The 25,428-nt window shown below is 73.5% G+C and carries 20 protein-coding genes and 1 tRNA gene; 10 read left to right on the forward strand and 11 right to left on the reverse strand.

Features of this window, described 5'->3' with window-relative positions; translation table 11 throughout:
* Nucleotides 1–41 precede the first annotated feature (41 nt).
* From AB0O19_RS11580 to AB0O19_RS11590, 3 genes are all read right to left on the reverse strand, one after another.
* On the reverse strand, nucleotides 42–284 hold the full coding sequence (locus AB0O19_RS11580) for a DUF6011 domain-containing protein (RefSeq protein WP_363619179.1): 243 nt from the start codon (nucleotides 282–284) through the stop codon (nucleotides 42–44).
* A 206-nt stretch (nucleotides 285–490) separates the two neighbouring features.
* A complete protein-coding gene (locus AB0O19_RS11585) occupies nucleotides 491–709 on the reverse strand; it encodes a hypothetical protein (RefSeq protein WP_363619180.1) in 219 nt (72 codons plus the stop codon).
* 220 nt (nucleotides 710–929) lie between these two features.
* Nucleotides 930–2,483: an MFS transporter gene (locus AB0O19_RS11590; protein WP_363619245.1), complete on the reverse strand. Its 1,554-nt coding sequence runs from the start codon at nucleotides 2,481–2,483 to the stop codon at nucleotides 930–932.
* 262 nt (nucleotides 2,484–2,745) lie between these two features.
* On the opposite strand from AB0O19_RS11590, the gene AB0O19_RS11595 reads away from it, so the two are divergent.
* Nucleotides 2,746–3,741 carry an AsnC family transcriptional regulator gene (locus tag AB0O19_RS11595; protein WP_363619181.1) on the forward strand — a complete coding sequence of 332 codons (996 nt, stop codon included), beginning with the start codon at nucleotides 2,746–2,748 and terminating at the stop codon, nucleotides 3,739–3,741.
* Between the two features lie 82 nt (nucleotides 3,742–3,823).
* Complete coding sequence (locus AB0O19_RS11600) at nucleotides 3,824–4,591, forward strand: TetR/AcrR family transcriptional regulator (RefSeq protein WP_363585378.1); 768 nt, start codon at nucleotides 3,824–3,826, stop codon at nucleotides 4,589–4,591.
* Here the strand turns inward: AB0O19_RS11600 and AB0O19_RS11605 are convergent.
* Nucleotides 4,578–4,919 (reverse strand): helix-turn-helix domain-containing protein, encoded by a 342-nt coding sequence (locus tag AB0O19_RS11605; RefSeq protein WP_350877776.1) that lies wholly within the window; start codon nucleotides 4,917–4,919, stop codon nucleotides 4,578–4,580. The two genes, AB0O19_RS11600 and AB0O19_RS11605, sit on opposite strands and share 14 nt — an antisense overlap.
* 205 nt (nucleotides 4,920–5,124) lie before the next feature.
* Here AB0O19_RS11605 and AB0O19_RS11610 point away from each other — a divergent pair, with 205 nt between their 5' ends.
* Nucleotides 5,125–5,973, forward strand: coding sequence for an SDR family oxidoreductase (locus AB0O19_RS11610; protein WP_363585377.1), 849 nt, complete (start codon nucleotides 5,125–5,127; stop codon nucleotides 5,971–5,973).
* Between the two features lie 160 nt (nucleotides 5,974–6,133).
* Nucleotides 6,134–7,102 carry an EamA family transporter RarD gene (gene rarD, locus AB0O19_RS11615; RefSeq protein WP_363619182.1) on the forward strand — a complete coding sequence of 323 codons (969 nt, stop codon included), beginning with the start codon at nucleotides 6,134–6,136 and terminating at the stop codon, nucleotides 7,100–7,102.
* A 36-nt stretch (nucleotides 7,103–7,138) separates the two neighbouring features.
* Here rarD and AB0O19_RS11620 read toward each other — a convergent pair whose 3' ends face one another.
* From AB0O19_RS11620 to AB0O19_RS11630, 3 genes are all read right to left on the reverse strand, one after another.
* Nucleotides 7,139–8,059, reverse strand: a complete 921-nt coding sequence (locus tag AB0O19_RS11620) for an ABC transporter permease (protein ID WP_363619183.1) — start codon at nucleotides 8,057–8,059, stop codon at nucleotides 7,139–7,141.
* Nucleotides 8,046–8,996 (reverse strand): ABC transporter ATP-binding protein, encoded by a 951-nt coding sequence (locus AB0O19_RS11625; protein ID WP_363619246.1) that lies wholly within the window; start codon nucleotides 8,994–8,996, stop codon nucleotides 8,046–8,048. The genes AB0O19_RS11620 and AB0O19_RS11625 overlap by 14 nt, the downstream gene beginning before the upstream one ends.
* 156 nt (nucleotides 8,997–9,152) lie before the next feature.
* Entirely contained in the window at nucleotides 9,153–10,442 is a 1,290-nt protein-coding gene (locus AB0O19_RS11630; protein ID WP_363619184.1) for a DUF2092 domain-containing protein, read from the reverse strand.
* Between the two features lie 182 nt (nucleotides 10,443–10,624).
* On the opposite strand from AB0O19_RS11630, the gene AB0O19_RS11635 reads away from it, so the two are divergent.
* A complete protein-coding gene (locus AB0O19_RS11635) occupies nucleotides 10,625–13,231 on the forward strand; it encodes a bifunctional FO biosynthesis protein CofGH (protein WP_363619185.1) in 2,607 nt (868 codons plus the stop codon).
* 227 nt (nucleotides 13,232–13,458) lie between these two features.
* Complete coding sequence (locus tag AB0O19_RS11640; RefSeq protein WP_350877669.1) at nucleotides 13,459–14,574, forward strand: ADP-ribosylglycohydrolase family protein; 1,116 nt, start codon at nucleotides 13,459–13,461, stop codon at nucleotides 14,572–14,574.
* 198 nt (nucleotides 14,575–14,772) lie between these two features.
* Here the strand turns inward: AB0O19_RS11640 and AB0O19_RS11645 are convergent, their stop codons facing one another.
* The 3 genes from AB0O19_RS11645 to AB0O19_RS11655 all read right to left on the reverse strand — a co-directional run bounded on the left by AB0O19_RS11645 (nucleotide 14,773) and on the right by AB0O19_RS11655 (nucleotide 17,223).
* Entirely contained in the window at nucleotides 14,773–14,982 is a 210-nt protein-coding gene (locus tag AB0O19_RS11645) for a DUF397 domain-containing protein (RefSeq protein WP_363585371.1), read from the reverse strand.
* On the reverse strand, nucleotides 14,982–15,842 hold the full coding sequence (locus AB0O19_RS11650; RefSeq protein WP_350877673.1) for a helix-turn-helix transcriptional regulator: 861 nt from the start codon (nucleotides 15,840–15,842) through the stop codon (nucleotides 14,982–14,984). The genes AB0O19_RS11645 and AB0O19_RS11650 overlap by 1 nt, the downstream gene beginning before the upstream one ends.
* Nucleotides 15,843–16,479: 637 nt before the next feature.
* The gene (locus tag AB0O19_RS11655) at nucleotides 16,480–17,223 is read right to left on the reverse strand and encodes a GPP34 family phosphoprotein (RefSeq protein WP_363585370.1); all 744 of its coding nucleotides are present in this window, start codon (nucleotides 17,221–17,223) and stop codon (nucleotides 16,480–16,482) included.
* A 298-nt stretch (nucleotides 17,224–17,521) separates the two neighbouring features.
* Here AB0O19_RS11655 and AB0O19_RS11660 point away from each other — a divergent pair, with 298 nt between their 5' ends.
* Nucleotides 17,522–19,792, forward strand: coding sequence for a hypothetical protein (locus tag AB0O19_RS11660; protein WP_363619186.1), 2,271 nt, complete (start codon nucleotides 17,522–17,524; stop codon nucleotides 19,790–19,792).
* 107 nt (nucleotides 19,793–19,899) lie between these two features.
* On the opposite strand, the gene AB0O19_RS11665 is transcribed toward AB0O19_RS11660, so the two are convergent.
* Nucleotides 19,900–21,432 (reverse strand): glycosyltransferase family 39 protein, encoded by a 1,533-nt coding sequence (locus tag AB0O19_RS11665; protein ID WP_363619187.1) that lies wholly within the window; start codon nucleotides 21,430–21,432, stop codon nucleotides 19,900–19,902.
* 804 nt (nucleotides 21,433–22,236) lie between these two features.
* Between AB0O19_RS11665 and AB0O19_RS11670 the strand changes: the two genes are divergently transcribed.
* The 3 genes from AB0O19_RS11670 (at nucleotide 22,237) to AB0O19_RS11680 (ending at nucleotide 25,412) form a co-directional block, all read left to right on the forward strand.
* The gene (locus AB0O19_RS11670; protein ID WP_363619188.1) at nucleotides 22,237–23,682 is read left to right on the forward strand and encodes a hypothetical protein; all 1,446 of its coding nucleotides are present in this window, start codon (nucleotides 22,237–22,239) and stop codon (nucleotides 23,680–23,682) included.
* Between the two features lie 148 nt (nucleotides 23,683–23,830).
* Nucleotides 23,831–25,123, forward strand: coding sequence for a transglycosylase family protein (locus AB0O19_RS11675; protein ID WP_363619189.1), 1,293 nt, complete (start codon nucleotides 23,831–23,833; stop codon nucleotides 25,121–25,123).
* Nucleotides 25,124–25,336: 213 nt separating this feature from the next.
* Nucleotides 25,337–25,412 (forward strand) — tRNA-Arg (locus tag AB0O19_RS11680).
* The last annotated feature ends 16 nt before the right edge of the window (nucleotides 25,413–25,428 follow it).

Genomic DNA, 25,428 nt, shown 5'->3' on the forward strand with positions numbered 1-25,428 from the left:
ACAACAGAGGTCGGCGGGCGATGCCCGTCACCCGACGCCCGTCACCCGATGCCGGGCAGCGGATCCTGGTCGACGTCGAAGCGCGCGACCCGCTCCGCCGGATCGCGGCACTCCGGGCCGAGCCGCAGGATCCGCGACTCCGGGTCGTGCAGCGGGCGATGGCAGCGGCGGCAGGTGACGCGGGGCCGGATGGCCTCGGGAGTGTCGGTGCCCGGGATCGGGTCCGGGCCGCCACCGGTCGAGCCGCCGCCACTCGGGCCGTTGCTGGTCGGGACGCTGGTCATGGGGAGACGGTAGCCCGGCCTCGGGGAACACCGGTACAGCGGTTGGCGCCGAGCTTGATCATGGTCGGCTAGGACCTCTCTTTCGGATCTTGTCGAATCAGCGCGGCATCGGGCGGCCGGGAAGACCGGAGTGAGCAGGCCTGAACGTCTGCGTGGAACGGGAGAGGAGCCGGCGTCGACTGGCTGATCGGCTTCTGGACGCGGGGTCAGCCGTGGTACTCAAAGTCCTCGATGCAGAAGCAGGCCGCGCTGACCGAGGTGTCCCCTGCCCGCTCCGCCCGTGCCCACACCTGGGAGTCGCCCGGGCTGATGTCCCCGCCGCAACCCATGCGCAGGTCCAGGCCGCGGTCCTGGATGTAGCGGATGATGTCCGCCTCGACGGCGGAGGGCTTGCGGCCGATCAGTTCGATGCCGCAGAGGGACACTAGGGGGGCCGCTGCGCCCGTGGACGCTCACCCGGACCAGCACGGAACCCCTGCCCGCCTGCGACGCGTAGAAGTAGTGCGCGCTCGCTCCAGCCCGGGCGTAGTACTCCTTGCTCACGTGCCACTCCTCGGGAGTGCCCTGGTCCTCCCAAGGGCTGCCCACCGGGAAGGGGTGGTGGGGTGCAGTACCACCGCTGTCGGTCCCCCTGCTTCCTGTTCCTCAGGCTGGCTGCGCCGCAACCGGGACCGCGGCCTGCTCCGCTTCCGGCACTGGCCGTCCCGGACCCGCCGCCCTCGGTGCCGCGCTCGACGGGCTCTTCAGCAGCAGGGCGCAGGCCAGCGCGGCCAGCAGGGCGAGGCCGGCGGAGACCAGCAGGCACAGCCGCATGCCGTCCAGGAAGGAGTTGCTCAGCGCGGTCAGGGCCTGTCCCGTGGCGGGGCCGAGGTCGAGTCCGGCGACGGCGCCCAGGCCGTGTTCGCGGGCGGAGTCCAGGACACGCGCGCCGGTCTGGGCCGGGACGCCGGCGTTCGCGAGCTGTGCGGGCAGGGCGTTCAGGGCACGGGTGGTGAGCAGCGCCCCGAGGACGGCGGGGCCGAGCGCGGCGCCGACCTGGCGGATCGCGTTGTTGCCGGCCGCGGCCATCCCGGCCAGGTGGAAGGGAACGGCGGAGACTGCGGAGGCGGTCATCGGGGTGAGCACCGCGCCCATGCCGAGCCCGAGCAGCACCAGCCGCCAGGTCAGCGCCCCGTAGGAGGTGTGGGCGTCGACGCCGGTCATGGCGAACATCGCGGCGGCGACCAGCGCCAGCCCGGAGGTGATCAGCACCCTCGGCGGGATCCGGTGCATCAGCCGTCCGACAGGGAGGCCGGCCACCAGCGAGGTGCCGGACACCAGCACCATCCGCAGTGCCGCCTGCATGGTGCTCAGGTGCTGGACCAGGCCGAAGTACAGGCTGAGCACGAAGAAGAAGCCGATCAGGCCGAGGAAGCTGACCACGGCCACCAGTGCGGTGGCGGTGAACGCGGGGCTGCGGAACAGCGCCAGGTCCAGCATCGGGCTGGTACTGCGGAGTTCCACCAGGACGAAGGCTCCGGCGGCGACCGCGCCGAGCGTCAGCGCGGTGATCACAGCGGGTTCGTCGAAGCCGTCCGCGCCGCCCTCGATGACGCCGTAGACCAGTGCGGTGACGGCGGTGGCGGCGGTGATCTGGCCGGGCCAGTCGAGCCGGCGGCCGTGCGGGGCGCGCGAGTCGGGCAGCCGGAACGCGGCGACGGCCAGCAGGGCCACGGAGAGCGGTATCGGCAGCAGGAAGATCCAGCGCCAGGTGGTGTGCTCCAGCAGGGCGCCGCCGATCAGCGGGCCGACGGCGAGCGGGGCCGTCAGGCTCATCGCCCAGAAGCCGATGAACTTGCCCCGCTCACGGTGGTCGGGCACGGCATGGCTGATCAGTGTGAGTGTGGTGGGCAGCAGAGCGGCGGCGCCGATGCCGGAGACCGCCTGCCCGACCCACAGTGCCTGCACCGAGCTGGACAGCAGCGAGATCGCGGCGCCCAGCGCACAGAAGACCATGCCGGTCTGGAAGACCTTCTTGCGGCCGTGGACATCGCCCCAGACGCCGGTGGTCAGGATCAGCGCGGCCATCGGCAGCACGAACGCGTCCGACACCCAGGACAGTTCGGAGGTCGACGTGCCCAGCGCGCGCTGGATCGCCGGCAGGCTCACCGACACGGTGGTGACGGGCAGGTAGGCGACGAAGACACCCAGGCAGGCCATGACGAGCGTGGCGGCCCGTCCGGCCCTGAGGTCCGGCGTCGTTGTGGAGTTCACGGGGTCGTTCCTTCGGCTGCTGCGGGGGAGGCCCCGCATTCTCGGAGCGCCGCCGGGAGCGTGCGCCCGCTCCCGGGGGCGACGGCCGATGGCAGCCGCCCGTGGAGCCGCCGATCAGCTTCTCCCCGAAGCGCCCGAAACCCGCAGTCGATCCCAAGAAGCCTCCCGGAACCTCCGCCTGAGCGCCTGGCGATGGGACCATTCCTCCATGGCTGATGATCTGGACCGCAAAATCATCCACGGTTTGCAGTGCGCGCCCCGGGTCTCGTTCCGGCGGCTCGGGGAGGTCATCGGCGTGTCCGAACAGACTGTGGCGCGCCGCTACGCCGCCCTGCGGCGGGACGGCCTGCTGCGCGTCGTCGGACTGGGCAACCTGAACGCCGACGGCCAGGCGGAGTGGATCGCCCGGCTGCGCTGCCGACCTGATGCGGTGGCACCGCTGGCCCAGTCACTGGCCCGCCGGTCCGAGGTGGCGTACGTCGGCATCGCCTCCGGCGGCTCGGAGATCATCTGCATCATCCGGTCCCCCGCCGGAACCGACCATGACGACCTGCTGCTGCGCCAGCTGCCGCGAGCGGGCGCGGTCCTGGACGTGAACGTCGACCTGGTCGTGCGTATCTACGGCGGTCCCGGAACCGCGCACTGGACCGACCCCGACGCCTCGCTCACCCCCGCACAGGTGCGGCGGCTGACCTCCGGCCACCCCACCCCGGCAGTGGCCTCGTCGACGCCCCTGGGTGAACAGGACCTGCCGCTGCTGCGCGCGCTCGCCGAGGACGGCCGGGCCACCCATACCCACCTGGCCAAGGTCACCGGCTGGTCCAAGCCCCGGGTCGCCCGTCGCCTGGAGGCACTGGAGGCAGCAGGCTCGCTCACGTACGACGTCGACACCCTGGCCGAGCGCCTCGGCTACCGGCTCAACGCCACCCTGTGGCTGCAGGTCGACCTACCGCGGCTGCACCAGGTCGGCGAGGAGGTCGGCGGCCACCACGAGTGCGCGTTCGTCGCCGCGATCAGCGGACGCCACAACCTGATGGCCGTGGTCGCCTGCCGGGACACCCCCGACTTCTACCGTTACCTCACCGGCCGCCTGGCCCACGTCGAGGGCATCCGCGGCTACGAGATCAGCGTCCGGGTGAACCGGCTCAAGCAGTCCGCCTCGCTCATCCACCACGGGCGGCTGATCCACCCGGCGCTCGTATGACGCCGGCACCGGGCTGCCGGACCGCTGAGCGACCGGCCGTCGCTCCGTCGAGCTGTCGGCGGGGCCGTGAAAAGATCCCCCCATGGCCACGGACCGCAGCAGCGCAGGAGATCCGGCGCGCACCCTCGCCCTGCTCTGGGGGCTGACCGCCGAGGAGAAGCCCGGCCGGCGCGGCCCGCGGCAGGCCCGGTCGACCGGCGAGATCGCCGCCGTGGCCATCGCCCTGGCCGACGCCGAGGGCGTGGACGCCGTCACCATGCGCCGGGTGGCGCAGGAGCTGGGGCTGTCCCCGATGGCGCTGTACACCTACGTCCCCGGCAAGGCCGAGCTGCTCGACCTGATGCTGGACACCGTCTACGCGACGACGCCGCGCAGCACCCCCGCCGACGACGGCTGGCGGGCCAGGGTGACCGCCGTCGCCGACGACAACCGGGCGCTTCACCGAGCCCACCCGTGGGTCTCGGCGGTCTCCACCAGCCGCCCGCCGCTCGGCCCGGGCCTGATGGCCAAGTACGAGTACGAGCTGCGCGCCTTCGAGGGCACCGGCCTGCCCGACGTCGAACTGGACGCGGCGCTCACCCACCTGCTGGGCTTCGTCCAGACCTGCGCCCGGATGGCCGCCGACGAGCGCGCCGCCCGGCAGGACAGCGCGATGACCGACGCGCAGTGGTGGGCCGCCAACGCCGAGCTGCTCGCCAAGGTCTTCGACGCCGAGCGCTACCCGGTCGCGGCCCGGGTGGGCGCCGCCGCCGGCGAGGCCCACGGCGGCGCGTACGACCCGGACCACGCGTACGCCTTCGGCCTGGCCCGCGTGCTGGACGGGCTGGCGGCCCTGATCAGCGAACGCTAGGCCGGGCGTCGTACTCCGCGCGGGCGGCCTCGACGGCGGGGACCCGCTGCTCGGACCAGTGCGCGAGGGCGGCGACCAGTTCGGCGGCCTCCCGGCCGAGCGGGGTGAGGCTGTAGTCGACCCGGGGCGGGATCACCGGGTGGGCCTCGCGGTGCACGAAGCCGTCGCGTTCCAGCGTCTGCAGGGTCTGCGCGAGCATCTTCTCGCTGACGCCGGAGACCCGTCGACGCAGTTCGCTGAAGCGGTAGCCGCGCTCGCGCAGCGCGCCGAGCACGAGGACGCCCCAGCGGCTGGTGACGTGCTCCAGCACGCCCCGGGACGGGCACATGCGGTCGAACACGTCCGCCGGCGGCAGCTCGCGCACCGGGACGGCCGGGCGGCCTTCCTCCAGGGTCTTCATGACTGTCCTGCCATTACCTTCATGTCAGTACCGTACTTTGAAGTGCGTACTTTCGAAAGGTTAGTGCAGTCCCTAGGGTGAGTTTCGAGGCGGGAACCCCGTCGAGGCAGAAACCCACCCAAGGAGCATCCCCATGTACGTCGTCACCGGTGCCACCGGCCAGCTCGGCCGTCTCGTCGTCGAGGGCCTGCTGGCCGCGGTCCCCGCGAGCGAGGTGGCGGTCGCCGTCCGCTCCGCCGAGAAGGCGGCCGACCTGGCCGCGCGCGGGGTGGCCGTCCGCGTGGTCGACTACGACGACCCGGCGTCCCTGGCCGGCGCCTTCGCGGCCGGTGACCGGGTGCTGCTGATCTCGGGCAGCGAGGTCGGCCGGCGGATCCCGCAGCACCGCGCGGTGGTCGACGCGGCCCGTGCGGCCGGCGTCGCGCTGTTCGCCTACACGAGCGCGCCGGGCGCGGCGACCTTCCGGCTGGCCGACGAGCACAAGGCGACGGAGGAGCTGATCCGCGCATCCGGCCTGCCGTCCGTCCTGCTGCGCAACGGCTGGTACACCGAGAACTACCTGGGCGACGCGGCCGGCACGGTGGCGCGCGGCGTGGTGCTCGGCAGCGCCGGGGACGGCCGGGTGGCCACCGCCCCGCGCAAGGACTACGCGGACGCGGCGGTCGCCGTGCTCCTCGGCGAGGGCCACGAGGGCCGGGTGTACGAGCTGAGCGGCGACGCCGCGTGGAGCCTGGCGGAGCTGGCGGCCGAGCTGGCGCTGGTCTCCGGGCAGCCGGTCGCGCACCAGGACGTGGCACCGGCGGAGCACCTCGCGGCGTTGGTCGGCGCGGGCCTGCCGGAGGGCTTCGCCGAGGTGCTGGTGGACGTGGACGCGGGCATCGCCCGTGGCGAGCTGGCCGGCACCCCGGGCGACCTGGCCCGGCTGATCGGCCGCCCGACCGTCCCGCTGGCCGAGTCGGTGCGCGCCGCGCTCCGGGCCTGAGGCGCTCCGGGCCTCAGGTCCTCCCGCACTTCGGACCCGCCGTGGGTCCGCGTTTCCCGAGGTCAGCGATGTCATGACCAAAATGCGGAAACGGAGATGACAGCCTGCCCCTCCGCCCGCTACCGTCACCTCGACACACGCGCGCGGAGGGCAGGCGGCCATGCCAGAGACAACCCAGCAGGACAGCGGCCGAGGCCTCTGGTACGGCGTCGCGGCCTACGGCATCTGGGGCCTCTTCCCCCTGTTCTGGCCACTGCTGGAGCCCGGCGCCGCCGACGACATCCTGGCCAACCGGATGGTCTGGTCCCTGGTCGCCGTGGTGCTGCTGCTGATCGCCCAGCGGCACTGGAGCTGGATACGCCCGCTGCTGCGCCAGCCCCGCCGGCTCGCCATGCTGGCCGGCGCGGCCACGGTGATCTCGATCAACTGGGGCGTCTACATCTGGGGCGTCAACGCCGGGCACGTCGTCGAGACCAGCCTCGGCTACTTCATCAACCCGCTGGTCACCATCGGCTTCGGCGTCCTGGTGCTCAAGGAGCGGCTGCGGACGGCGCAGTGGGCGGCGGTCGGTGTCGGCGCGGCCGCCGTCGCGGTGCTCAGCGTCGCGTACGGGCGGCTGCCGTGGATCGCGCTCACCCTGGCGCTCTCCTTCGCCACGTACGGGCTGCTGAAGAAGAAGGTCGGGCTGAGCGGCCTGGAGAGCCTGGCGGCGGAGAGCGCCTTCATGTTCCCGTTCGCGCTCGGCTACCTGGTCTACCTGGAGGTCAGCGGGCGCGGCACCTTCGGCCACACGGTGGCCGGCTCGTACGGCTGGGGGCACTCCGGGCTGCTGATGCTCAGCGGGGTGATCACGGCGATCCCGCTGCTGTTCTTCGGCGCGGCGGCCGTGCGGGTGCCGCTGACCGTGCTCGGGCTGCTCCAGTACCTGGCGCCGGTGTTCCAGTTCCTGATCGGCGTGGCGGTGTTCCACGAGTCGATGCCGCCCGCCCGCTGGGCCGGCTTCGGCCTGGTCTGGCTGGCGCTCGCGGTGCTCACCTGGGACGCGCTGCGCCAGGTGCGGGCCGACCGCGCGGGGCGGGCCGCGGCCGTGCCGCAGCCCGCCCCCGCCGAGGCGGCGGTCAGGCGCTGATCCGCTCCCGCTGGTCCGCCCCCGTCGAGGCGGCGGTCAGACGCTGATGTCCCGGCTGGTGAAGCGGGACCAGGCCGCCGCGCCGAACACGGCGACGTAGGCGGCCTGGAGGCCGAGGTCCTTCCACACGCCGTCCCAGTACATCGGCTGGCGCAGGAGGTCCGCGAAGCTGAGCCAGTAATGGGTGAACAGGAACGGCCTGACGGCGTCCAGCTGCGGGAAGGCGTCCAGGATCTGCACGGTGACCACCAGCCCGACGGTCGCCGCCATCGCCGCGATGCCGCTACCGGTGAGCGTGGAGACGAACAGCCCGATCGCCACCAGCCCGGCCAGCGAGGCCGCCACCACCCCGGCCACGAGCACCGCCCGCAGCAGCGCGTCGCCGAAGCCGATGGTGTCGCCGGAGATCAGCGTCACCTCGCCGAGCGGGAACAGCGCGGCGCCGGTGGCCAGCGCCGCCGCCGCGACCGCCACGGTGGCGGCCAGGCAGAACACCAGCCCGGCGGTGAACTTGGCGGCCAGCAGCCGGGTGCGCCCGGCCGGCGCGACCAGCAGGTAGCGCAGCGTCCCGGTGGCCGCCTCGCCGGCGACCGAGTCCCCGGCGACCACGCCGACCGTCATCGGCAGGAACACCGGCAGCGCGACCGCGAGGGCGGTGAAGACCAGGAACAGGCCGTTCTGGGTGGTCTGCGCGATGAAGTTCACCCCGCCGCCGCCCTCGTGCGGGCTGCCCGTGTTGAGCTTGACGACCACGCCGATCAGGATCGGCAGCACCGCCAGGATCCCCAGCAGCACCTTGGTGCGCATCCGGCGGAAGGTCAGGTGCAGTTCGTTGCGGAACAGCGCCAGGAACCCGGCCGCGGTCTGCGGCCTCCGCCCGGTCCGGACCGGCTGAGCCCCGACCGGCACCGCCCCGGCCTGCGACATCCCGGCCTGCGGCAGCTCAGCCTGCGACATCGAAGCCCTCCCCGGTCAGCGCCACGAAGGCGTCCTCCAACGTGCCCCGCTCCAGCCCGAACCCGTGCACCCGCACCCCGGCCTCGACCAGCGCCGCGCACAGCTTCGGCAGCGCCTCCTCGACCGGGGCGCCGAGCGAGCCGAGCGCGCCGAGCTCGCCGTCCACCCGCCCGTCGCCGGGCAGCAGGGAGCCGACCCGGTGGGCCGCCAGCACCTCCACGGCGTGCGCCACGTCCGGCGTGCGGACCACCAGCCGGCCCTGCGCGCGGGCGGCCAGTTCGGCGACGGTGCCCTGCACCACCAGCCGGCCCCGGGACATCACCGCCGCGTGCGTGCAGACCTGCTCGATCTCGTCCAGCAGGTGCGAGGAGAGGAACACCGTGGTCCCCTCCGCCGCGACCTCCCGAACCAGCGCCCGGATCTCGCGCATGCCCTGCGGGTCCAGCCCGTTGGTGGGCTCGTCCAGCACCAGCAGCTCGCGCGGCTGGAGCAGCGCCGACGCCAGGCCGAGCCGCTGCTTCATGCCCAGCGAGTACGCGCGGGCCTTCTTGGCCGCCGCGGCGCTCAGCCCGACCCGTTCCAACGCCGTCTCGACGCGCAGGCGCCGGGTGCGCGGGTCGGCGGTCGGGTCGGCGGCGTCGAACCGGACCAGGTTGTCCCGCCCGGAGAGGAAGCCGTACAGCGCCGGGCCCTCGATCAGCGCGCCCACCCGGGGCAGCACGGAGGCGACGGACTGCGGCATCGGCTCGCCGAGGACGGTGGCGACGCCGGAGGTGGGGGCGATCAGGCCCATCAGCATCCGGATGGTGGTGGTCTTGCCGGAGCCGTTCGGGCCGAGGAAGCCGAAGACGGAGCCGCGCGGCACGCTCAGGTCCAGGCCGTCCACGGCGAGCTGGCCGCCCCGGAAGCGCTTGGTCAGGCCGCGGGTCCTGATCACGTCGTCGGGACGGGAGGAGCCGGGGGAACCGGGGGAGGAGGTGGAGGGGGTGGAGGGGGAGGAGGAGGTGGAAGGCACGGGGCCCAGGCGCTGCTCGGCGCCCGGACCCCCGGCCGACTCCGTAACGTCCCCCGTTACGGGAGCCTTCGTCATCCGTCAGTTCACCCCGGCGGCGTGCTGGAGCACCGGCAGGGTCACCGCGCCGGCGAACACCCGGCCGTCGTCGGTGACCAGGACGTTCACCACCTTGGTGCTGATCAGCGTGCCGCCGCCGACCGGCTTGCCGAGCGACTTCACCAGCGCCTGCGGGTTCAGGGCCGCGCCCCGGCCGCCGTGCTTGCCGCCCTTGCCGCCGTCCTGCGGCGCGTCGACGGCGCCGCCGGGCAGCTGCGCCGAGACCACGGTCGTCCAGCCCTCGCCGATCACGTTCACGCCGCCGTGGTCCCGGCCCGAGGCGTCCTGACCGGCCTTGCCCCCGGGCGCGGAACCCTTGGGCGCGAAGCCCTGCGGTACCTCACCCTTGGCGCCCCCGTCCGCCTTGTGCTCCGTCACCTTGGCGCCCTTGGGCACGGTGAAGTCGAAGGTCTTGGCGGCCGGCTTGGCGAAGGACACGTCGGTGAAGTGGACGTCCAGCACGGTGGAACCGTCGACGCCCTTGACCACCACCGAGAGCGGCACCCCGTTGTCGGCCGCGACCGCGATCCGGACCTCGGCGACGGTCGAACCGGACTGCGCGGGCTTGACGCTCAGCTGGTACGCCTTCTGCCCGGCCACGTTGGCGGTGCCGGCCACGGTGACCGACGTGGTGCCCGCGCTCGCGGTCAGGAACTGCCGGGCGGCCTCCTGCGGGGTCGTCGGCACCCCGGTCAGCGGGGCCCCGGCGTGCTTGCCGGCGGTGTCGGGGTGCTGGGCGGCCGCCTGGCCGGTCAGGCGCACGGCGGTGTTGGTCGAACTGTCCCAGGCCCAGGCCTGGTCGCCGTTGTGGACGACGGTGTAGCCGGCCATGTCCTCCAGCAGGTCGACCCGCTGGCGGTCCGGGCCGTCCACCGCGACCCGCAGCGTCTGGTCGCCGCCGAGCAGGCCGAGCAGCTTGGCCTGCGGGTCGGCCGAAGAGGAGCCCTGGCCGCCGCCGCGCCCGGCCGCCGCGCCGAGCCCGCCGGCCGCGACGCCCAGCAGCTGGCTGGGCAGGCCGAGGTCGGTGGAGACGGACACCGTGCCGGAGAGGCTCTGAGCGTCGGAGCCGAGCACCTTGGCCACCAGTTGCTCCGGCGTCAGCGAGGGAAGTTCGGGCGGGGCGTCGGCGGCCAGTGCGGGCACCAGGCCGATCCCGGCGGCGATCACCGCGGCCACCGTCAGCGGCACCCCGGCCCGCACCAGCATGCGCCGCCGTGAGCGGTACGGCACGCCGCCGTCCACGTTGTCCCCCGCCGCCGTGTCATTGGTCATGGCGTCCTCAACTCCTCTACGAACACGAGCGATTGGCTGTGCCCCTCCATTAGAGGCCCGCACCCGGGCCCCGTCATCGCCCTGCGGGGCCAGTTCGGGGTAAACCTCACGGGTACATCGACCCTGAGACGCCCTCAGGGTTGGCTACTCCGAACGTACGACACCTGGCGTAGGGTCGCGCCATGGACGGAACCGCCATGGACGCAAGCAACCCCCCGACCGCTAACGCGATGCGGCGCGCCCTGCGCCGAGCCCGGGACGGCGTCGCCCTGGACGTCACCGAGACCGCGGTGCTGCTCCAGGCCAGAGGCGAGGACCTGAACGACCTGTGTGCGAGCGCCGCCCGGGTCCGCGACGCGGGGCTGGCGGCGGCCGGGCGGCCCGGCGTCATCACCTACTCCAAGAGCGTCTTCATCCCGCTCACCCGGCTCTGCCGCGACAAGTGCCACTACTGCACCTTCGTCACCGTCCCCGGCAAGCTGCGCCGGGCCGGCCACGGGATGTTCATGTCCCCCGACGAGGTGCTGGACGTCGCCCGGCGCGGGGCCGAACTCGGCTGCAAGGAAGCCCTGATCACCCTCGGCGACAAGCCCGAGGACCGCTGGCCCGAGGCCCGCGAGTGGCTCGACGCGCACGGGTACGACGACACCATCGCCTACGTGCGGGCGATGTCGATCCGCATCCTGGAGGAGACCGGCCTGCTCCCGCACCTCAACCCCGGGGTGCTCGGCTGGACGGACTTCCAGCGGCTCAAGCCCGTCTCCGCCTCCATGGGCATGATGCTGGAGACCACCGCCACCCGGCTGTGGAGCGAGCCCGGCGGCCCGCACTTCGGCTCGCCGGACAAGGAACCGGCCGTCCGGCTGCGGGTGCTGGAGGACGCCGGGCGCAGCTCCGTCCCGTTCACCAGTGGCCTGCTGATCGGCATCGGCGAGACGTACCAGGAGCGCGCGGAGTCGCTGTTCGCGCTGCGCAAGGTCTCCCGGGCCTACCACGGCGTCCAGGAGCTGATCCTGCAGAACTTCCGCGCCAAGCCGGACACGGCGATGCGCGGCATGCCCGACGCCGAACTGGACGAGCTGGTCGCCACCGTGGCGGTGGCCCGGCACGTGATGGGCCCGGCGGCCTGCCTGCAAGCGCCGCCGAACCTGGTGGACGGCGAGTACGGGCGGCTGATCGCGGCCGGCGTCGACGACTGGGGCGGCGTCTCCCCGCTCACCCCCGACCACGTCAACCCCGAACGCCCGTGGCCGCAGATCGAGCGGCTCGCCGAGCGCTCCGCGGCCGCCGGCTTCGAACTGCGCGAACGCCTCGCCGTCTACCCCGAGTACGTGCGGCGCGGCGAGCCCTGGCTGGACCCGCGGGTGCTGCCGCACGTGCGCGCCCTCGCCGACCCGGAGACCGGGCTGGCGAACCCGGACGCGGTGGTCCGCGGCCTGCCCTGGCAGGAGCCCGAGGACCTGCCCGTCTCGTACGGGCGGACCGACCTGCACGCCACCATCGACACCGAGGGCCGCACCGGCGACCGCCGGGCCGACTTCGAGGACGTCTACGGCGACTGGGAGGTGCTGCGCGAGCAGGTGCTCGCCGAGGGCGCGCCCGAGCGGCTGGTCGGCGACCTGCGCGAGGCGCTGGCGGTGGCCGCCGACGACCCGACACGGCTCACCGACGACCAGGCACTGGCGCTGTTCCACGCGGACGGCCCGGCCCTGGACGCGCTCTGCCGGATCGCCGACGACGTCCGCCGGGACACCGTCGGGGAGGACGTCACCTACTGCGTCACCCGGAACATCAACTTCACCAACGTCTGCTACACCGGCTGCCGCTTCTGCGCGTTCGCCCAGCGCCGCACCGACGCCGACGCCTACACCCTGTCGCTGGAGCAGGTCGCCGACCGGGCCGCGCAGGCCTGGGAGGTGGGCGCCACCGAGGTCTGCATGCAGGGCGGCATCCACCCGGACCTGCCCGGCACCGCCTACTTCGACATCGCCCGGGCGGTGAAGGAGCGGGTGCCCGGCATCCACGTGCACGCCTTCTCGCCGATGGAGGTGGTCAACGGCGCGACCCGCACCGGGCTGTCCATCCGCGACTGGCTCCAGCGGGCCAAGGAGAACGGCCTGGACAGCATCCCGGGCACGGCGGCCGAGATCCTGGACGACGAGGTCCGCTGGGTGCTCACCAAGGGCAAGCTGCCGGCCGCCACCTGGGTCGAAGTGGTCACCACCGCGCACGAACTGGGCATCCGCTCCTCGTCCACCATGATGTACGGGCACGTGGACACCCCGAAGCACTGGCTCGGGCACCTGCGGCTGCTCGCCGAGATCCAGCAGCGCTCCCTCGCGACCGACGGCACGGGCGGCTTCACCGAGTTCGTGACCCTGCCGTTCATCCACACCAACGCGCCGGTCTACCTGGCCGGCATCGCCCGGCCAGGCCCGACCGCCCGGGACAACCGCGCGGTGGTCGCGATGGCCCGGCTGCTGCTGCACCCGCACATCCCCAACATCCAGACCAGCTGGGTCAAGCTGGGCGCGGAGGGCGCCGCCGAGATGCTCCGCTCGGGCGCCAACGACCTGGGCGGCACGCTGATGGAGGAGACCATCTCGCGGATGGCCGGCTCGGCGTACGGGAGTTACAAGTCGGTGCGCGACCTCCAGGCGATCGCCGAGGCGGCGGGCCGCCCGCACCGCCAGCGCACCACCACGTACGGCGAGGTGCCGGCCGAGCGCCGGGCCGCGGCGCTGGCCTCGGACGGGCACCTGCCGGAGCTGCTGCCGGTCCTGGACTGATCACGCCACCGGCCTCCCGGTTCCGCCGGTCCCGGCCTGTTGGTTCCCCCGGCCTCGGCCTGCTGGTTCCCCCCGGCCCCGCTGCCGCCCGTACGGCGGCCGGGGCCGGGGAACCGGAGCACGAGGGACGCCCTTGATTCGCTCGGGTCTTCGAATACAGTGCCAGGGCGCGCGCCGCGGCCGTGCGTCGCGCAGCCCCCTGCCCCGAGGAAAGGCGCCCCGTCGTGATGCCACTGTGGTCACGCGCCCAGCAGCAGGACTTCCGCAGCCGGGTGCGGGGCTGTCTGCTCGGCGGTGCCATCGGCGACGCGCTCGGCGCCGGCGTCGAGTTCGAGCCGCTGGAGAAGATCCGGGCCCAGCACGGCCCGCAGGGTGTCACCGGCTACGTCCCCGCGTACGGGCGCACCGGCGCCGTCACCGACGACACCCAGCTCACCCTGTTCACCGTCGACGGCCTGATCCGCGCCCACATCCGGCGCGACACCGGCAGCTGGCATCCGCCCACCGACCTGCACCTGGCCTACCTGCGCTGGGCCGCCACCCAGCGCGACTGGGGCCCCGACGAGCGCCGCCCTGACCTCGGCTGGCTCGGCCGCGAGGAGTGGCTGTACGCCCAGCGCGCCCCCGGCCAGGGCTGTCTGTCCGGCCTGACCGGGGCCGACGCCGAGTTCCTCGGCACCGTGGAGCGGCCGAAGAACCCGCACTCCAAGGCCTGCGGCACGGTGGTGCGGGCGGCGCCGTTCGGCCTGCTCACCAGCTGGGAGCCGGGCCTGGTCTTCCAACTCGCGGTGGAGTGCGCGGTGCTCACCCACGGCCACCCCACCGGCTACCTCGCGGCGGGCGCGCTCGCGGTGATCGTCCAGAGCGTGGCCCGCGGCGGCACCCTGGAGGAGGGCGTCCACCTCGCCCTGGCGCTGCTCTCCGAGCGGCAGGCGCACGAGGAGACCACCGCCGCGCTGCGGGCCGCGCTGGACGCGGTCCGGGCCGGCGAGCCGTCCGCGGACCGGGTGGAGGCGCTGGGGGAGGGCTGGGTCGCCGAGGAGGCGCTGGCGATCGGGGTCTACTGCGCGCTGGTCGCGCACGACGTGCGCTCGGGCCTGCTGCTCGCCGTCAACCACTCCGGGGACAGCGACTCCACCGGCGCGGTCTGCGGGAGCCTGCTCGGGGTGCTGCACGGTGACACCGCGCTGCCGTCGGGGCTGGTGGCCGGGCTGGAGGGGCGAGGCGCCATCCTCGAACTCGCCGACGACTTCGTGCTGGAGCTGATGCACGGCACCGAACTGCACGATCCGCGCACCCCGGAGGGGCTGACCTGGTCCGAGCGGTACCCGGTGGTGCGCTGAACGGGGCGGACGGGGCGGACGGGGCGGACGGGGCGGACGGGGCGGACAGGACGGATGGGGCGGGAAGTTCGGGCGGGAACGACGTTTGCCCGTAGCGTCGGCCGCCGGCGAGGGCGACGGCCACTGCTACGGGCAAACGGGCCGAGCTCGGATTCGCACCACGGGCGCGGGGCCGGGTCGGTGGCCGCCGCCGCAGGGTCAGCGGCGGCCGAACACCCCGGTGGCCGCAGCGCTCGCGAACGCGGTCCAGGCCTCGGCGGAGAAGCGCAGCTGCGGCCCCTGAGGGTCCTTGGAGTCCCGTACCGCCACCGCCCCCGTGGCCGGCGTGGCGATCTCCACACAGGCGCCGTTGCCGCCGCTGTGGCTGCTCTTCCGCCAGCGGGTTCCGTGCTCGGAGGTGGTGCTCATCAGTGGTATCCCTCTTCAATCTCAGCTATCAGTGCCCGGCTCTCCGCCACGCCGAGTGCCGCCGCCCGCAGGTAGTCGTACAGACCGGTATAGCGGCGGACGTCCGCGTCCTTCTCCAGGTAGAGATCGCTCGTCACCCCTTCGAAGTAGACAACCGTGGAATCGGCTGACTCGGGGAACTCCAGCAGGGAGAATGTCCCGGTCATACCGGGGTGGGCCCCGGCCGAGAACGGGATCACCTGGATGGTGATGTTCGGGTGCTGGCTCAGCTCCATCATGTGCTTGAGCTGCTCGGCCATCACCTCGCGGCTGCCGACCTCGCGGCGCAGCACCGCCTCGTCTATGACGGTCCACAGGCTGCCGAGCTGGTTCTCGCCCTGGATGCGGTCCTGGCGCTTCATCCGGACCTGCACCCGGCGCTGCACGGCGAGCGCGTCGGTGTCCGGCTGGGTGCCCTCCACGACGGCCTGCGCGTACTGCTCGGTCTGCAACAGGCCCGGGACGAAGGAGGATTCGTACGCGCGGATCGAGGAGGCCTCGGCCTCCAGCCCGATGTAGACGCTGTACGGGGTCGGCATGTCGTTGAAGTCGTGCCACCAGCCGCGCTGGCGGGACTCCTTGGCCATCTCCATGAGGCTGGCGCGCATCTGCTCGTCGTTCACGAGATAGACGTCGCAGAGGTCGCGCACGTCGCGCTGGCTGATGCTGCGGCGGCCGTTCTCCAGTCGGCTGATCTTCGACTGGGAGACCATCAGCCGGCCCGCCACCTCCTCCGCCGTCATCCCGAGGCCCTCGCGGAGTTTGCGCAGCTCCGAGCCCAGGCGCCGACGGCGCACGGTGGGATTGATGCTCGTCGACACATCGACCTCCGGCCGGACCTCTGGTGATCGTTGGAACGGCAGCCCTCGGAACACTTCGGACATTGGGACCAACCCCCCTGACTTGGAGCAGCATGTCACCTCGGGCCAGGTCGGCGTCAGGGAATCACAGCAGCGCAGTAGAACAGATCGTCGGAAAAGCACTTCTGTGAGACGGCGAGGGCCCTCAAGTGGTAATGCGGCTCAGCGGCTCGAACCGGTACGGGCTAAGGATGTGCTCCCCGGCGGCGCAGGTGCCAGTGGCACGTGCGAGGGCAGGACCGCCGGGCTCCCCGCACGGGCCCCGAAGGGCCTTCGGGGACGGCAGAGGGGCGGTCGCCGGGCGACTTCCGTCGCGGGGCGACCGCCCCTCCGTGCTCCTGGTGGTGCGGGTGCTGCTTCGGTGGTGCGTCGGGTCCTTCAGCGCCGTTGCTCAGCGCCGTCGGGCGGCGTGAACGGGGCGGCGCGCGCCGTCGGAGGTGCCGCCGGGCTCGTGGTGCCCGTGGTGCCCGCCGAGCCCGTGGTGCCTGCCGGGCCCATGGTGCCCGCCGTTACGGGCCGTACGGGCCGTGCGGGCTGCACGTGCCGCGCAGGCCGTACGGCGATCGGTGCGGCGTCCCGCGCGCCCGGGCGGTCCCGGTCAGCGGACGCCGACCCGTGAGGCGGCGACCCGCCCCGAGCCCCGGCCCGCCGCGCGGGCGCCGGAACGCCCGGTGCCGGTACCGGTCCCGGAACCCTGGGCAGAACGGTTCTGCTGCGCCGGCAGGCCGTTCTGCACGTCCATCACGGCGTGCGCGACCATCCCGCCCAGCGGGTCGTACCGGATCAGGTCTCGCAGCCGCGACCGCGAGGACCGGCCCTCGTTGCCCGGATACAGGTGCTTGCCCAGGCCCACGGAATGGGCCAGGGCCGCCAGCGCCGCCGTCCGCGGGTCCGGCGGCACGCCGGTGCGGATGGCGGTGTCCAGCCGCTGTTTGATCGCGGCGTTGGTGCAGTCGTCCGACGCCTGATAGCGGGTCGTCGGCAGCACCCCGCACACCTGGCCCGGCACGGCCGTGACCATGCCGCAGCGCTCCAGGTGCGCCAGGTAGGTCTGCCGCAGCCCCAGCCGGGGCCCGCCGATCCAGTGCGCCGCGCGGACCGGACTGCCGCGTCGGCGCAGCAGTTCCAGTGCGTGGTCCAGGGTCGGGTCGCCGGTCGGCCGTGCGAGCACGACAGCGATCCGGTCTCCCTCCGGTACGATCCGTCCGGCCAGGGACAGCTCGACGAGCTGGGCCCCGGCGAGTCCGAGGTCGAGGGTCTGCGGCTGCGCCGTGGTACCCGTGGTCGGGTCCAAAGCGAGCAGCAAGAGTTCCTCGGGAACAGTTCTGCGGCTCTTGCCCATCCAAGCCTCCCCGCGTGGATGAGAGACAGGGTGACGCCTCTCACACGGGCTTGTCGAGTACGCCTCCGAATCGTGACCTTGCGGTGGAGGCGGGGAACCAGGGGCGGCGGGCCCGGCGTCTGACCGGTGAACAGACCGCAGTACGCCCGTGCGACGGCAATAAGCGCCGGTCGGGCGGGGTGTGCGCGGCCGGATCGGCCGACGGTGGCGGAGACTGTACAGGTACACGGGGCGGGGCGTCGGCTTCCCGAAATCGGGTCTGCCGGTGCCCCGCCGGGCGTTGAGGAGGCTGGGATACGTGGGCGAGTCCCCCGACAGGGTGCTGAGGGACGGCGAGCGGGCGCAGGAGCGCGAACGCGAACGGACCGGGACGGCCGGCGGTGCGGGTCCGGACCCGGACGGTGCTCCGGACGGCAACCCGAACGGCAGCCGGGAGGCCGAGACCGGCCCCGGCGACACGCCGGCGGCGGGGGCCAAGCGCGGCTCGACCGTACAGCTCCGTGTCCGGGATGTGGACAGCAAGACCACGATGCTGCGGCTGCCGGTGGACAGTGCGACCACCGCACTGCGGCTGCCGGAGGAGCTGACCAAGCCCGCCGGTGACGGAAGTTCCGACGTCGCGGCCGGGGAGGCGGAGGCCGTGACGGCTGCCGACGGCGAGGAGAAGGCGGCCGGACGGGCGACCGGAACCGACCCGCGTCTCGCCATGCGGACGGCCGCGGCGGGTGCGGGAGCCGTGGCGGGGAGTGCGGAGAAGGGCACCGAGAAGGGCACGGAGAAGGGCACCGAGAAGGGGGCGAGGGAGGCCGGCGAGAAGGCCGCGTCCGAGGGCGACACGCCCGGGGCCGTCGCACCCGTCGCACCCGCCGAGGCCGCCGAGGCCGCCGCGCCCGAGAGCGACGAACCGGACGAGGCGGCAGCCGGGCCGGCCAAGCCCGAGGAGCCGGCCAAGCCCGCGCCTGCGCGCGCCTCCGCCTCCGCCGTGGCCCCCGCGGCCCCCGTGGCCCCCGCGTCCGGCACCGTGCCCGAGCCTCCGGCGCCGACCCCGCAGCCCGAGCCGTCCCCCGTCCCGGAGCCGGTGCCCGAGCCGCACCCGGCGCCCAAGCCCCTCCCCGAACCCGAGCCGCAGCCCGGTCCGGAGCCGCTGCCGAAGCCGACTCCCGCCCCCGTGCCCGGCCCCGCCCCGGCCCCCGAGCCACTGCCCACCCCCGACCCGCGGCCGGTGCCGCCCGTCCCGCCGCTGCCGAAGCCCGAGCCGCTGCCCCTCCCGGAGCCGCCGCCCGCGCCGGAGAACACCGCCGAGGCGATGGAGGTCCTGGCGACCCTCAACGCGCGCCCGGTCTCGCCGCTGCGCCGCGCGCTCAAGCGGATCACCATCTGGACGGCCTTCCTCGCCGTGGTGCTCGGTGCGGCGGTGGTGGCCCAGCTGCTGCGCCCGCTGCCGGACGCCAAGGTGCGGATGTCCGCCGCGGGCAGCTTCAGCTTCGCCGGCGACCAGCTCGACCTCGCCTGGCCGGCCAAGGGCCAGTCCGCCGCCGAGGTGGTCGGCGTCGGCAGCCTCGGCAGCTCCGGGCAGGAGACGCCGTCCTCGATCGCCAGCGTCACCAAGGTGATGAACGCCTACCTGATCCTGCAGAAGTTCCCGCTGAAGAAGGGGGAGAGCGGCCCGAAGATCACCGTGGACAAGCAGGCCGCGCAGGAGTCTGGCAACGTCGACGAGTCCCGGGTCACCCTCACCGAGGGCCAGGTGCTCACCGAGTACCAGGCGCTGGAACTGCTGATGCTGCCCTCGGCCAACAACGTGGCCCGGCTGCTCGCCCGCTTCCACTCCGGCTCCGAGGACGCGTTCGTCAAGCTGATGAACGAGACGTCGGCCAAGTTCGGCATGACCAACACCACCTACGCCGACCCGGCGGGCTTCCTCGCGGACACCAAGTCCACCGCCAAGGACCAGCTGAAGCTGGCCGAGCAGGTCATGCAGGACGAGATCTTCCGGCAGATCGTCTCCACCCCGGAGACCAACTTCAACAACGCGAAGATCTCCAACACCAACAACCTGATCAACCCGAAGACCGGGGTCATCGGCGTCAAGACCGGCTCCAGCACCCCGGCCGGCGGCTGCCTGATGTGGGCCGCCTACAAGGAGATCGGCGGTGTGAAGCGGCTGATCATCGGCGTCACCCTGGGCCAGCAGGCCACCTCGCCCAACCCCGGCGACGGCATCCTGCCGACCGTGCTCAAGGTCAGCGGCAAGCAGATCCAGGCCGCGCAGGGCGGCCTGACCGGCCAGACCGTGGTGAAGAAGGGCGACGTCGTCGGCACCGTGGACGACGGCCTCGGCGGCAAGGTCCAGGTCGTCGCGACCAAGGACCTCGTGGTGGCCGGCTTCCCGGGCATCACCGGCACGGTCACCCTGGACGCGGCCAAGCTCGGCCACACCGCGAAGGCCGGCCAGGAGGTCGGCCTGCTGCGGGTGGGCGCGGGCGACGACAAGACAGAGGTCCCGGTGGCCCTCCAGTCCGACCTGAACCCGCCGTCCATCCAGTCCCGGCTGACCCGCACGCTCTGACACCGCGACGACGGAGGGGGAGCCGGTTCGCCCGGCTCCCCCTCCGTCGTGTTTCCGCGTGCTCCGGGTCTCGCTCGTCAGCCGTCGCGTGCTCCGGGTCTCGCTCGTCAGTTGTCGCGGTCGAGCAGCGCGACCGTGAACCCGCCGAGCGGCGTGACCTGGTCGGGCGCGCCGTACTGCGTGCGGAGAGCCTGCGCCTGGTCCTCCGGCATGGTGGTCAGCGGGTCCTCGGTGTCCCCGAGGACCAGCAGCCAGATCCGCGCCGCCTGCCCCAGACAGGCCTCCGGCTGCGGGCACGGCGTCGGCGACAGGTCCTCCGCGTCGTCGGCGCTCTGCGCGACGAACACCGGGTACGGGTGGACGTCCGACGGCAGGTAGTAGCTGACGCCCGGCCACACCATCGCCCAGGCCTGGTTACCCAGGGGGGCCGCCATCCCGTCCCCGGACCGGTAGCCCGCGGCGATCACCCCGGCCGCCGCCCGGAACGGCTCCTCCGACCCGTTGTGCGAGCCCACGTAGCGCACCGCGGGCTGCTTCGGCAGCGCCGCCACGGCCGGGACGGCGAGCAGTCCCAGCGTCAGCAGTCCCACCGCCGCCCTGGCCGGTCCCGGAGCACGGAAACGTTTCGCCCAGGCCGCCGCGACGCCGTGCACCGCGCCGACCCCGCCCCCGGCCAGCACCGCCCACGCGGGCACCGTGAACAGCAGGTACCGCTCGATGAAGTACGAGGTGCCGCCCTGCGACACCACCCACACGCCCATCACCGGCAGCCCCGCGAGCAGCAGCGCCTGCCCGGCCTGCACCCGCCGGCCCGGCAGCAGCAGCACCGGCAGCGCCAGCAGCACGAAGGCGTAGAACACCGTGTGCGAGCCGAACAGGTGCTGGCCGAAGTGCAACAGGCCCCCGAGGTTCGGCTTCTCGATCCAGCCCAGCTGCCGGTCCGACTGCCGGCTGCCGAGCAGCACCACCGGCAGCACCGGCACCGCCGCCACCCCCACCGCCACCGGGTACTGCCACAGCAGCCGCCGCTCCGCCGCCCCGCGCGTGCGCCACAGGTGCAGCAGCACCAGCGCCACCTGCCCGGCCACCGTGCTGAACGAGATCAGGTGCCCGGCGCCGGCCACCGCCATCGCCGCGCAGTACGGCGCCCACCGCCGCCACGTCGGCCGCTCCAGCGCCCGCACCAGGAACCAGGTGGCCGCCGCGATCGCGAAGGTCACCAGCGCGTACGCGCGCGCCTCCTGCGCGTACCGCGACACCTCCGGCGGCACCGCGAACAGCAGCCCCGCGCCGACCGCCGCCACCCGGTTGCCGAACAGCCGCTCGGCGGTCAGCGCCACGAACGCGGCCGCCCCCGCCATCGCCAGCACGGAGGGTATTCGCAGCGCCACCACGGAGTCGCCGAACACCGTCGTCCAGCCGTGCATCAGCAGGTAGTACGCCCCGTTGCTGGCGTCCACGTGCTGGAGCAGCCGGAGCAGGTCGCCCAACGACCGGGTGGCCACCGTCCAGGTCGCCATCTCGTCCCGCCACAGCTCCGGCGTCCCCAGCCGGTACCCGCCCACCGCCAGCATCACCACCGCGGGCCACACCCACACCTGCCCCAGCAGTCGCACCACCGGGTGCCCAGCAGGTCTCATCGGGTCCTTCGTCTCCTTCGCACGGCGCGGCAAGGCGGTCGAACACTTTTCCGGCAGGCTACTTGACCCGCTCTGACCCCTCGTCGGCACCCGCACCCCGACCCGGCCCCGACCCGGCCAGGTGCGGACGCCGACCCGGCCCCGGCGCGGTCCCGACCAGGCCCCGGCGCGGACGCCGGCCCGGCCCCGGTGCGGACGCCGACCGCTCCTGGCCGGAACGGTCCAGGGCCACTTCCGTCCAACCGAAGCCCCTTCCACCGCCGCCGAGCTGCGACGAAGCTGGTGATCGCCGCCAGGGAGCACCGCTCAGGGCGGCACCGGAGAGCGCGCCACCGCGGGACGCGGCCACCGGATCCCACCCTCACGTCGCAGCAGGAGAGGACACCGTCATGCTCCGCACCGTCATGACCGAGGCCACTGCGGTCGCCACCCTCGCCGTCGCAGGCCGGGCCGCCGCCGCGGCTGCTTCTTAGCGCCTGTCCGGGGCTGACGGCCCCACCACCTCGCCCCGGCCCCGCCGGGCCCCATCGACCGGCTGCTCCTGCGGGGCGGCCGTCCCGCCGGGCCCGCTCCCGAGGCAGGCCGATCCGAGTGCCGTACCCCGGCCTCGCCGAGCGCCGCACCCCGCGGCGCCCCGCACCAGCGCGTCGAACCAGCGCGTCGAACCGCCGCCAGGCCGGCTGCTCCCGCAGGGCAGCCGCCCGGAATCCGCGCGCCGCGTGAGCCGCCCGTCACCGTCGGGCCCCGAGCACCTCGAAGCCGGGCCCAGCCGCCAACCCCGTCCACCACGTCCGGAGGTCCGCCATGTCCGCCAACCGTTCGAAGCTCGCCAACGTCGCCCTCGCCGGGGCCCTCGCGCTCGGCGCGGTCGTCTCCACCGTGTCGCTGACCGCACCGGCGCAGGCCGTCGGCACCTCGTCCGTCAACGGCCCGATCAGCCGCTCCGAGATCATCGCCCGGGCCCAGAACTGGGTCGACCAGGCGGTGCCGTACAGCCAGAGCCTCTGGCACAGCGACAGCAACGGCTCCTACCGGCAGGACTGCTCCGGCCTGGTCTCGATGGCCTGGCACCTCGGCTCCAGCCGGGTCACCTCCACCCTCGACGACATCTCCACCCAGCTCGGCAGCCTCGACGACCTGCAGCCCGGCGACATGATCGACAACATCAGCACGCACGTCGTGCTGTTCGCCGGCTGGACCGACGGCAGCCACAACACCGCCGTGGTCTACGAGGAGCCGCGGCCGGGCCTGACCGCCCGCAAGATCAACTACTCGCGCAGCTCCCTGATCAGCGGCGGCTTCAAGCCCTTCCGCTACGACAAGACCGTCGACAGCACCCCGCTGCCGCCGAAGCAGGGGGCCGTGGGCTGGGGCGCCCAGGTCGTGGTGAACGGTGGCGGCAACGTCTTCCACACCACCCGTTCCTCCAACGGGAGCTGGACCGGCTTCGGGAACGTGGAGAGCGTCGCGGGCGACATCGGTGGCGTCCAGTCCATCGCGGACGCCGGCATCAACGGCGACACCCACCTGCTCGCCGTCGGCGGCGACGGGAACATCTACCACACCATCCGTCACACCGGCGGCAGCTGGGACCGCTTCACCGACATCGGCCCGCAGACCAACAGGCTGGGCAACGTCACCAAGGTCTCCGCGGTCTCGATCGGCGGCGACCTGCACGTCGTCGCCGTAGCCGACGGCAAGCTCTTCCACACCGCCCGGCTCGCGAACGGCACCTGGCTGCCGTTCGGCGACATCACCCCGGCGGGCGGCGCCGTGACCAGCGCCTCGGTCGCGAGCGTCAACGGCGAACTCCAGGTCGTGACGGTCTCGGGCGGCACGGTCTACCACGCCATCCGCGCCGTCAGCGGCTCCTGGTCGGCCTGGGGCAACGTCTACGACGCCGCCGGGAACGTCGGCCCCGCCCAGGACGTGGCGGTCGCCGGCACCGGATCCGACGCGCAGATCGTCGTGGTGAACAACAACGGCCAGCAGTTCCACGGCGCCCGCTACGGCAACGGCACGTGGCAGCCGTTCGCCGAGCTCGCCCCCGTGATCGGCTCGTTCACCGCCAACCGGGTCAGCGCCGCCAACATCGACGGCGAGTTCCAGGCCGTCTTCATCACCAACGACGACCGGATCATGCACACCATCCGCGACGGCTCCGGCAGCTGGGACCCGGCGGCCCCGATCCAGCTGAACGGCGTGAGCGGCAACCACTACGCCGTCTCCATCGGCGGCACCTACAACTGACCGTCCCCGCCCGCCGGTTCCACCCCCCGGCCCACCGCCGCCCCGCCGCGGTGGGCCGGCCCCCTCGCCGCCGCCCTCCTGCCGTCGCGCCGCTCACCCCCGGCTCCGTCCCGCGCGAGCCGTCCCGCCCCTCCGAGAAGAGGTCACGATGTCCCGCGCCTCCCGCCGACCCCGCGCAGCCGCCCTCACGTTCACCGCCCTCGCCGCCCTGAGCCTGTCCACGGTGGCCGCCGGCTCCGCCCAGGCGGCCTCGGTGGCCACCTGGGACCGGGTGGCGCAGTGCGAGAGCAGCGGCGACTGGAGCTACTACAAGGCCGGCTGGCCGTACTACGGGGGCCTGCAGATCACGAAGAGCACCTGGGAGGCGTACGGCGGCACCCAGTACGCGCCGATGCCCCACCAGGCCACCAAGCAGCAGCAGATCCTGACGGCGGAGCGGATCCTGGCCGGCCAGGGCGCCGGGGCCTGGGCGGCGAAGTGCAACGGCGGCCTGAGCACCGACCACGCCAACCCGTACCCGTCGCCGACCGCGCCGGTGAGCAAGGCCGGCGACCTCTTCCACGCCACGCGCCTGGTGGACGGCAACTGGACGTCCTTCAGCCCGCTGGACGGCTACGCCGGCTCGGCCTTCTTCAACGGCTCGCAGGACGCCATCGCGGCGACCCCGGACGGCTCGACCCAGACGCTGGCCACCGGTGCCGACGGCAACCTGTACCACACGGCGCGCTACCCGAACGGATCCTGGACGGGCTGGGCGCCGCTGGACGGCTACGCCGGATCGGCGCGGTTCGCGGCCCGGGCCGAGGCGATCGCCGGAATGCCGAACGGCGACACCCAGGTGATGGCGATCGGCAAGGACGGGAAGATCTACCACAACGCCCGCTACGCCTCGGGCGCCTGGCAGGGCTGGCTGCCGATCGGAGACTGGGGCGCGCAGAAGATCGCGGCCGCAGGACTGCCGGACGGCAGCATGCAGGTGCTGATCACCGGCAACGACGGCAACGTCTACCACAACGTCCGTTCCGCGAACGGCGCCTGGCAGGGCTGGAACGCCGTCGCGGGCGTCGGCGCCGCGACCTTCCAGGCGAAGGACGTCGCGATCGCCGGAATGCCGAACGGCGACACCCAACTGCTGGCGACCGGCAGCGACGGGAAGATCTACCACAGCGCCCGCTACGCGAGCGGCTCCTGGCAGGACTGGAACGTGGTCGACGGCTACGCCGGCGCGGCGAGCTTCCAGTCCGGGAGCTTCGCGATCACCGGCATGCCGAACGGCGACGCCCAGCTGATCGCCGTGGGCAACGACGGCGTCGTCTACCACAGCGCCCGCTACGCCTCGGGTAGTTGGCAGGGCTGGTGGAGCACCTCCTTCGGCGGGCAGAAGGTCGCCGTCGCCGGCCTGCCGGACGGCAGCGCCCAGATGGTCGTTTCCCGCAGCTGAGCGCCGCCCCCGGCCCGGCGGGCAGCCGTCACCGCCCGCCCCGACGCCCCGTCGGAGCCCGGAGGGCGGCGCGCCCGGCCCCGCCATCGGCAAGATCGCGAACCCGCCGCCCGGGCGCCGCCCGACCCGCTACACTGAGCCGGTAGCGGCTTGCCCTCGGGCCGGCCGCCCCGGATCCGCTTACGGGATGCAGTCGCTCCCCGGCGGATCCTCGCCTCAGTAGCTCAGGGGATAGAGCACGGCTCTCCTAAAGCCGGTGTCGCAGGTTCGAATCCTGCCTGGGGCACCAGAGACGCGTGTGTCGC

This window comes from Kitasatospora sp. NPDC091276 (assembly GCF_040684355.1).
Lineage (GTDB): Bacteria > Actinomycetota > Actinomycetes > Streptomycetales > Streptomycetaceae > Kitasatospora.

What these genes read in the sequence shown, in the direction of transcription:
- AB0O19_RS11580 (WP_363619179.1), bottom strand. Translation starts at nt 284, where the DNA reads ATGACCAGCGTCCCGACCAGCAACGGCCCGAGTGGCGGCGGCTCGACC.
- AB0O19_RS11590 (WP_363619245.1), bottom strand. Translation starts at nt 2,483, where the DNA reads ATGGCCTGCCTGGGTGTCTTCGTCGCCTACCTGCCCGTCACCACCGTG.
- AB0O19_RS11595 (WP_363619181.1), top strand. Translation starts at nt 2,746, where the DNA reads ATGGCTGATGATCTGGACCGCAAAATCATCCACGGTTTGCAGTGCGCG.
- AB0O19_RS11600 (WP_363585378.1), top strand. Translation starts at nt 3,824, where the DNA reads ATGGCCACGGACCGCAGCAGCGCAGGAGATCCGGCGCGCACCCTCGCC.
- AB0O19_RS11605 (WP_350877776.1), bottom strand. Translation starts at nt 4,919, where the DNA reads ATGTGCCCGTCCCGGGGCGTGCTGGAGCACGTCACCAGCCGCTGGGGC.
- AB0O19_RS11610 (WP_363585377.1), top strand. Translation starts at nt 5,125, where the DNA reads ATGTACGTCGTCACCGGTGCCACCGGCCAGCTCGGCCGTCTCGTCGTC.
- rarD (WP_363619182.1), top strand. Translation starts at nt 6,134, where the DNA reads ATGCCAGAGACAACCCAGCAGGACAGCGGCCGAGGCCTCTGGTACGGC.
- AB0O19_RS11620 (WP_363619183.1), bottom strand. Translation starts at nt 8,059, where the DNA reads ATGTCGCAGGCTGAGCTGCCGCAGGCCGGGATGTCGCAGGCCGGGGCG.
- AB0O19_RS11630 (WP_363619184.1), bottom strand. Translation starts at nt 10,442, where the DNA reads ATGACCAATGACACGGCGGCGGGGGACAACGTGGACGGCGGCGTGCCG.
- AB0O19_RS11635 (WP_363619185.1), top strand. Translation starts at nt 10,625, where the DNA reads ATGGACGGAACCGCCATGGACGCAAGCAACCCCCCGACCGCTAACGCG.
- AB0O19_RS11640 (WP_350877669.1), top strand. Translation starts at nt 13,459, where the DNA reads ATGCCACTGTGGTCACGCGCCCAGCAGCAGGACTTCCGCAGCCGGGTG.
- AB0O19_RS11645 (WP_363585371.1), bottom strand. Translation starts at nt 14,982, where the DNA reads ATGAGCACCACCTCCGAGCACGGAACCCGCTGGCGGAAGAGCAGCCAC.
- AB0O19_RS11655 (WP_363585370.1), bottom strand. Translation starts at nt 17,223, where the DNA reads ATGGGCAAGAGCCGCAGAACTGTTCCCGAGGAACTCTTGCTGCTCGCT.
- AB0O19_RS11665 (WP_363619187.1), bottom strand. Translation starts at nt 21,432, where the DNA reads ATGAGACCTGCTGGGCACCCGGTGGTGCGACTGCTGGGGCAGGTGTGG.
- AB0O19_RS11670 (WP_363619188.1), top strand. Translation starts at nt 22,237, where the DNA reads ATGTCCGCCAACCGTTCGAAGCTCGCCAACGTCGCCCTCGCCGGGGCC.
- AB0O19_RS11675 (WP_363619189.1), top strand. Translation starts at nt 23,831, where the DNA reads ATGTCCCGCGCCTCCCGCCGACCCCGCGCAGCCGCCCTCACGTTCACC.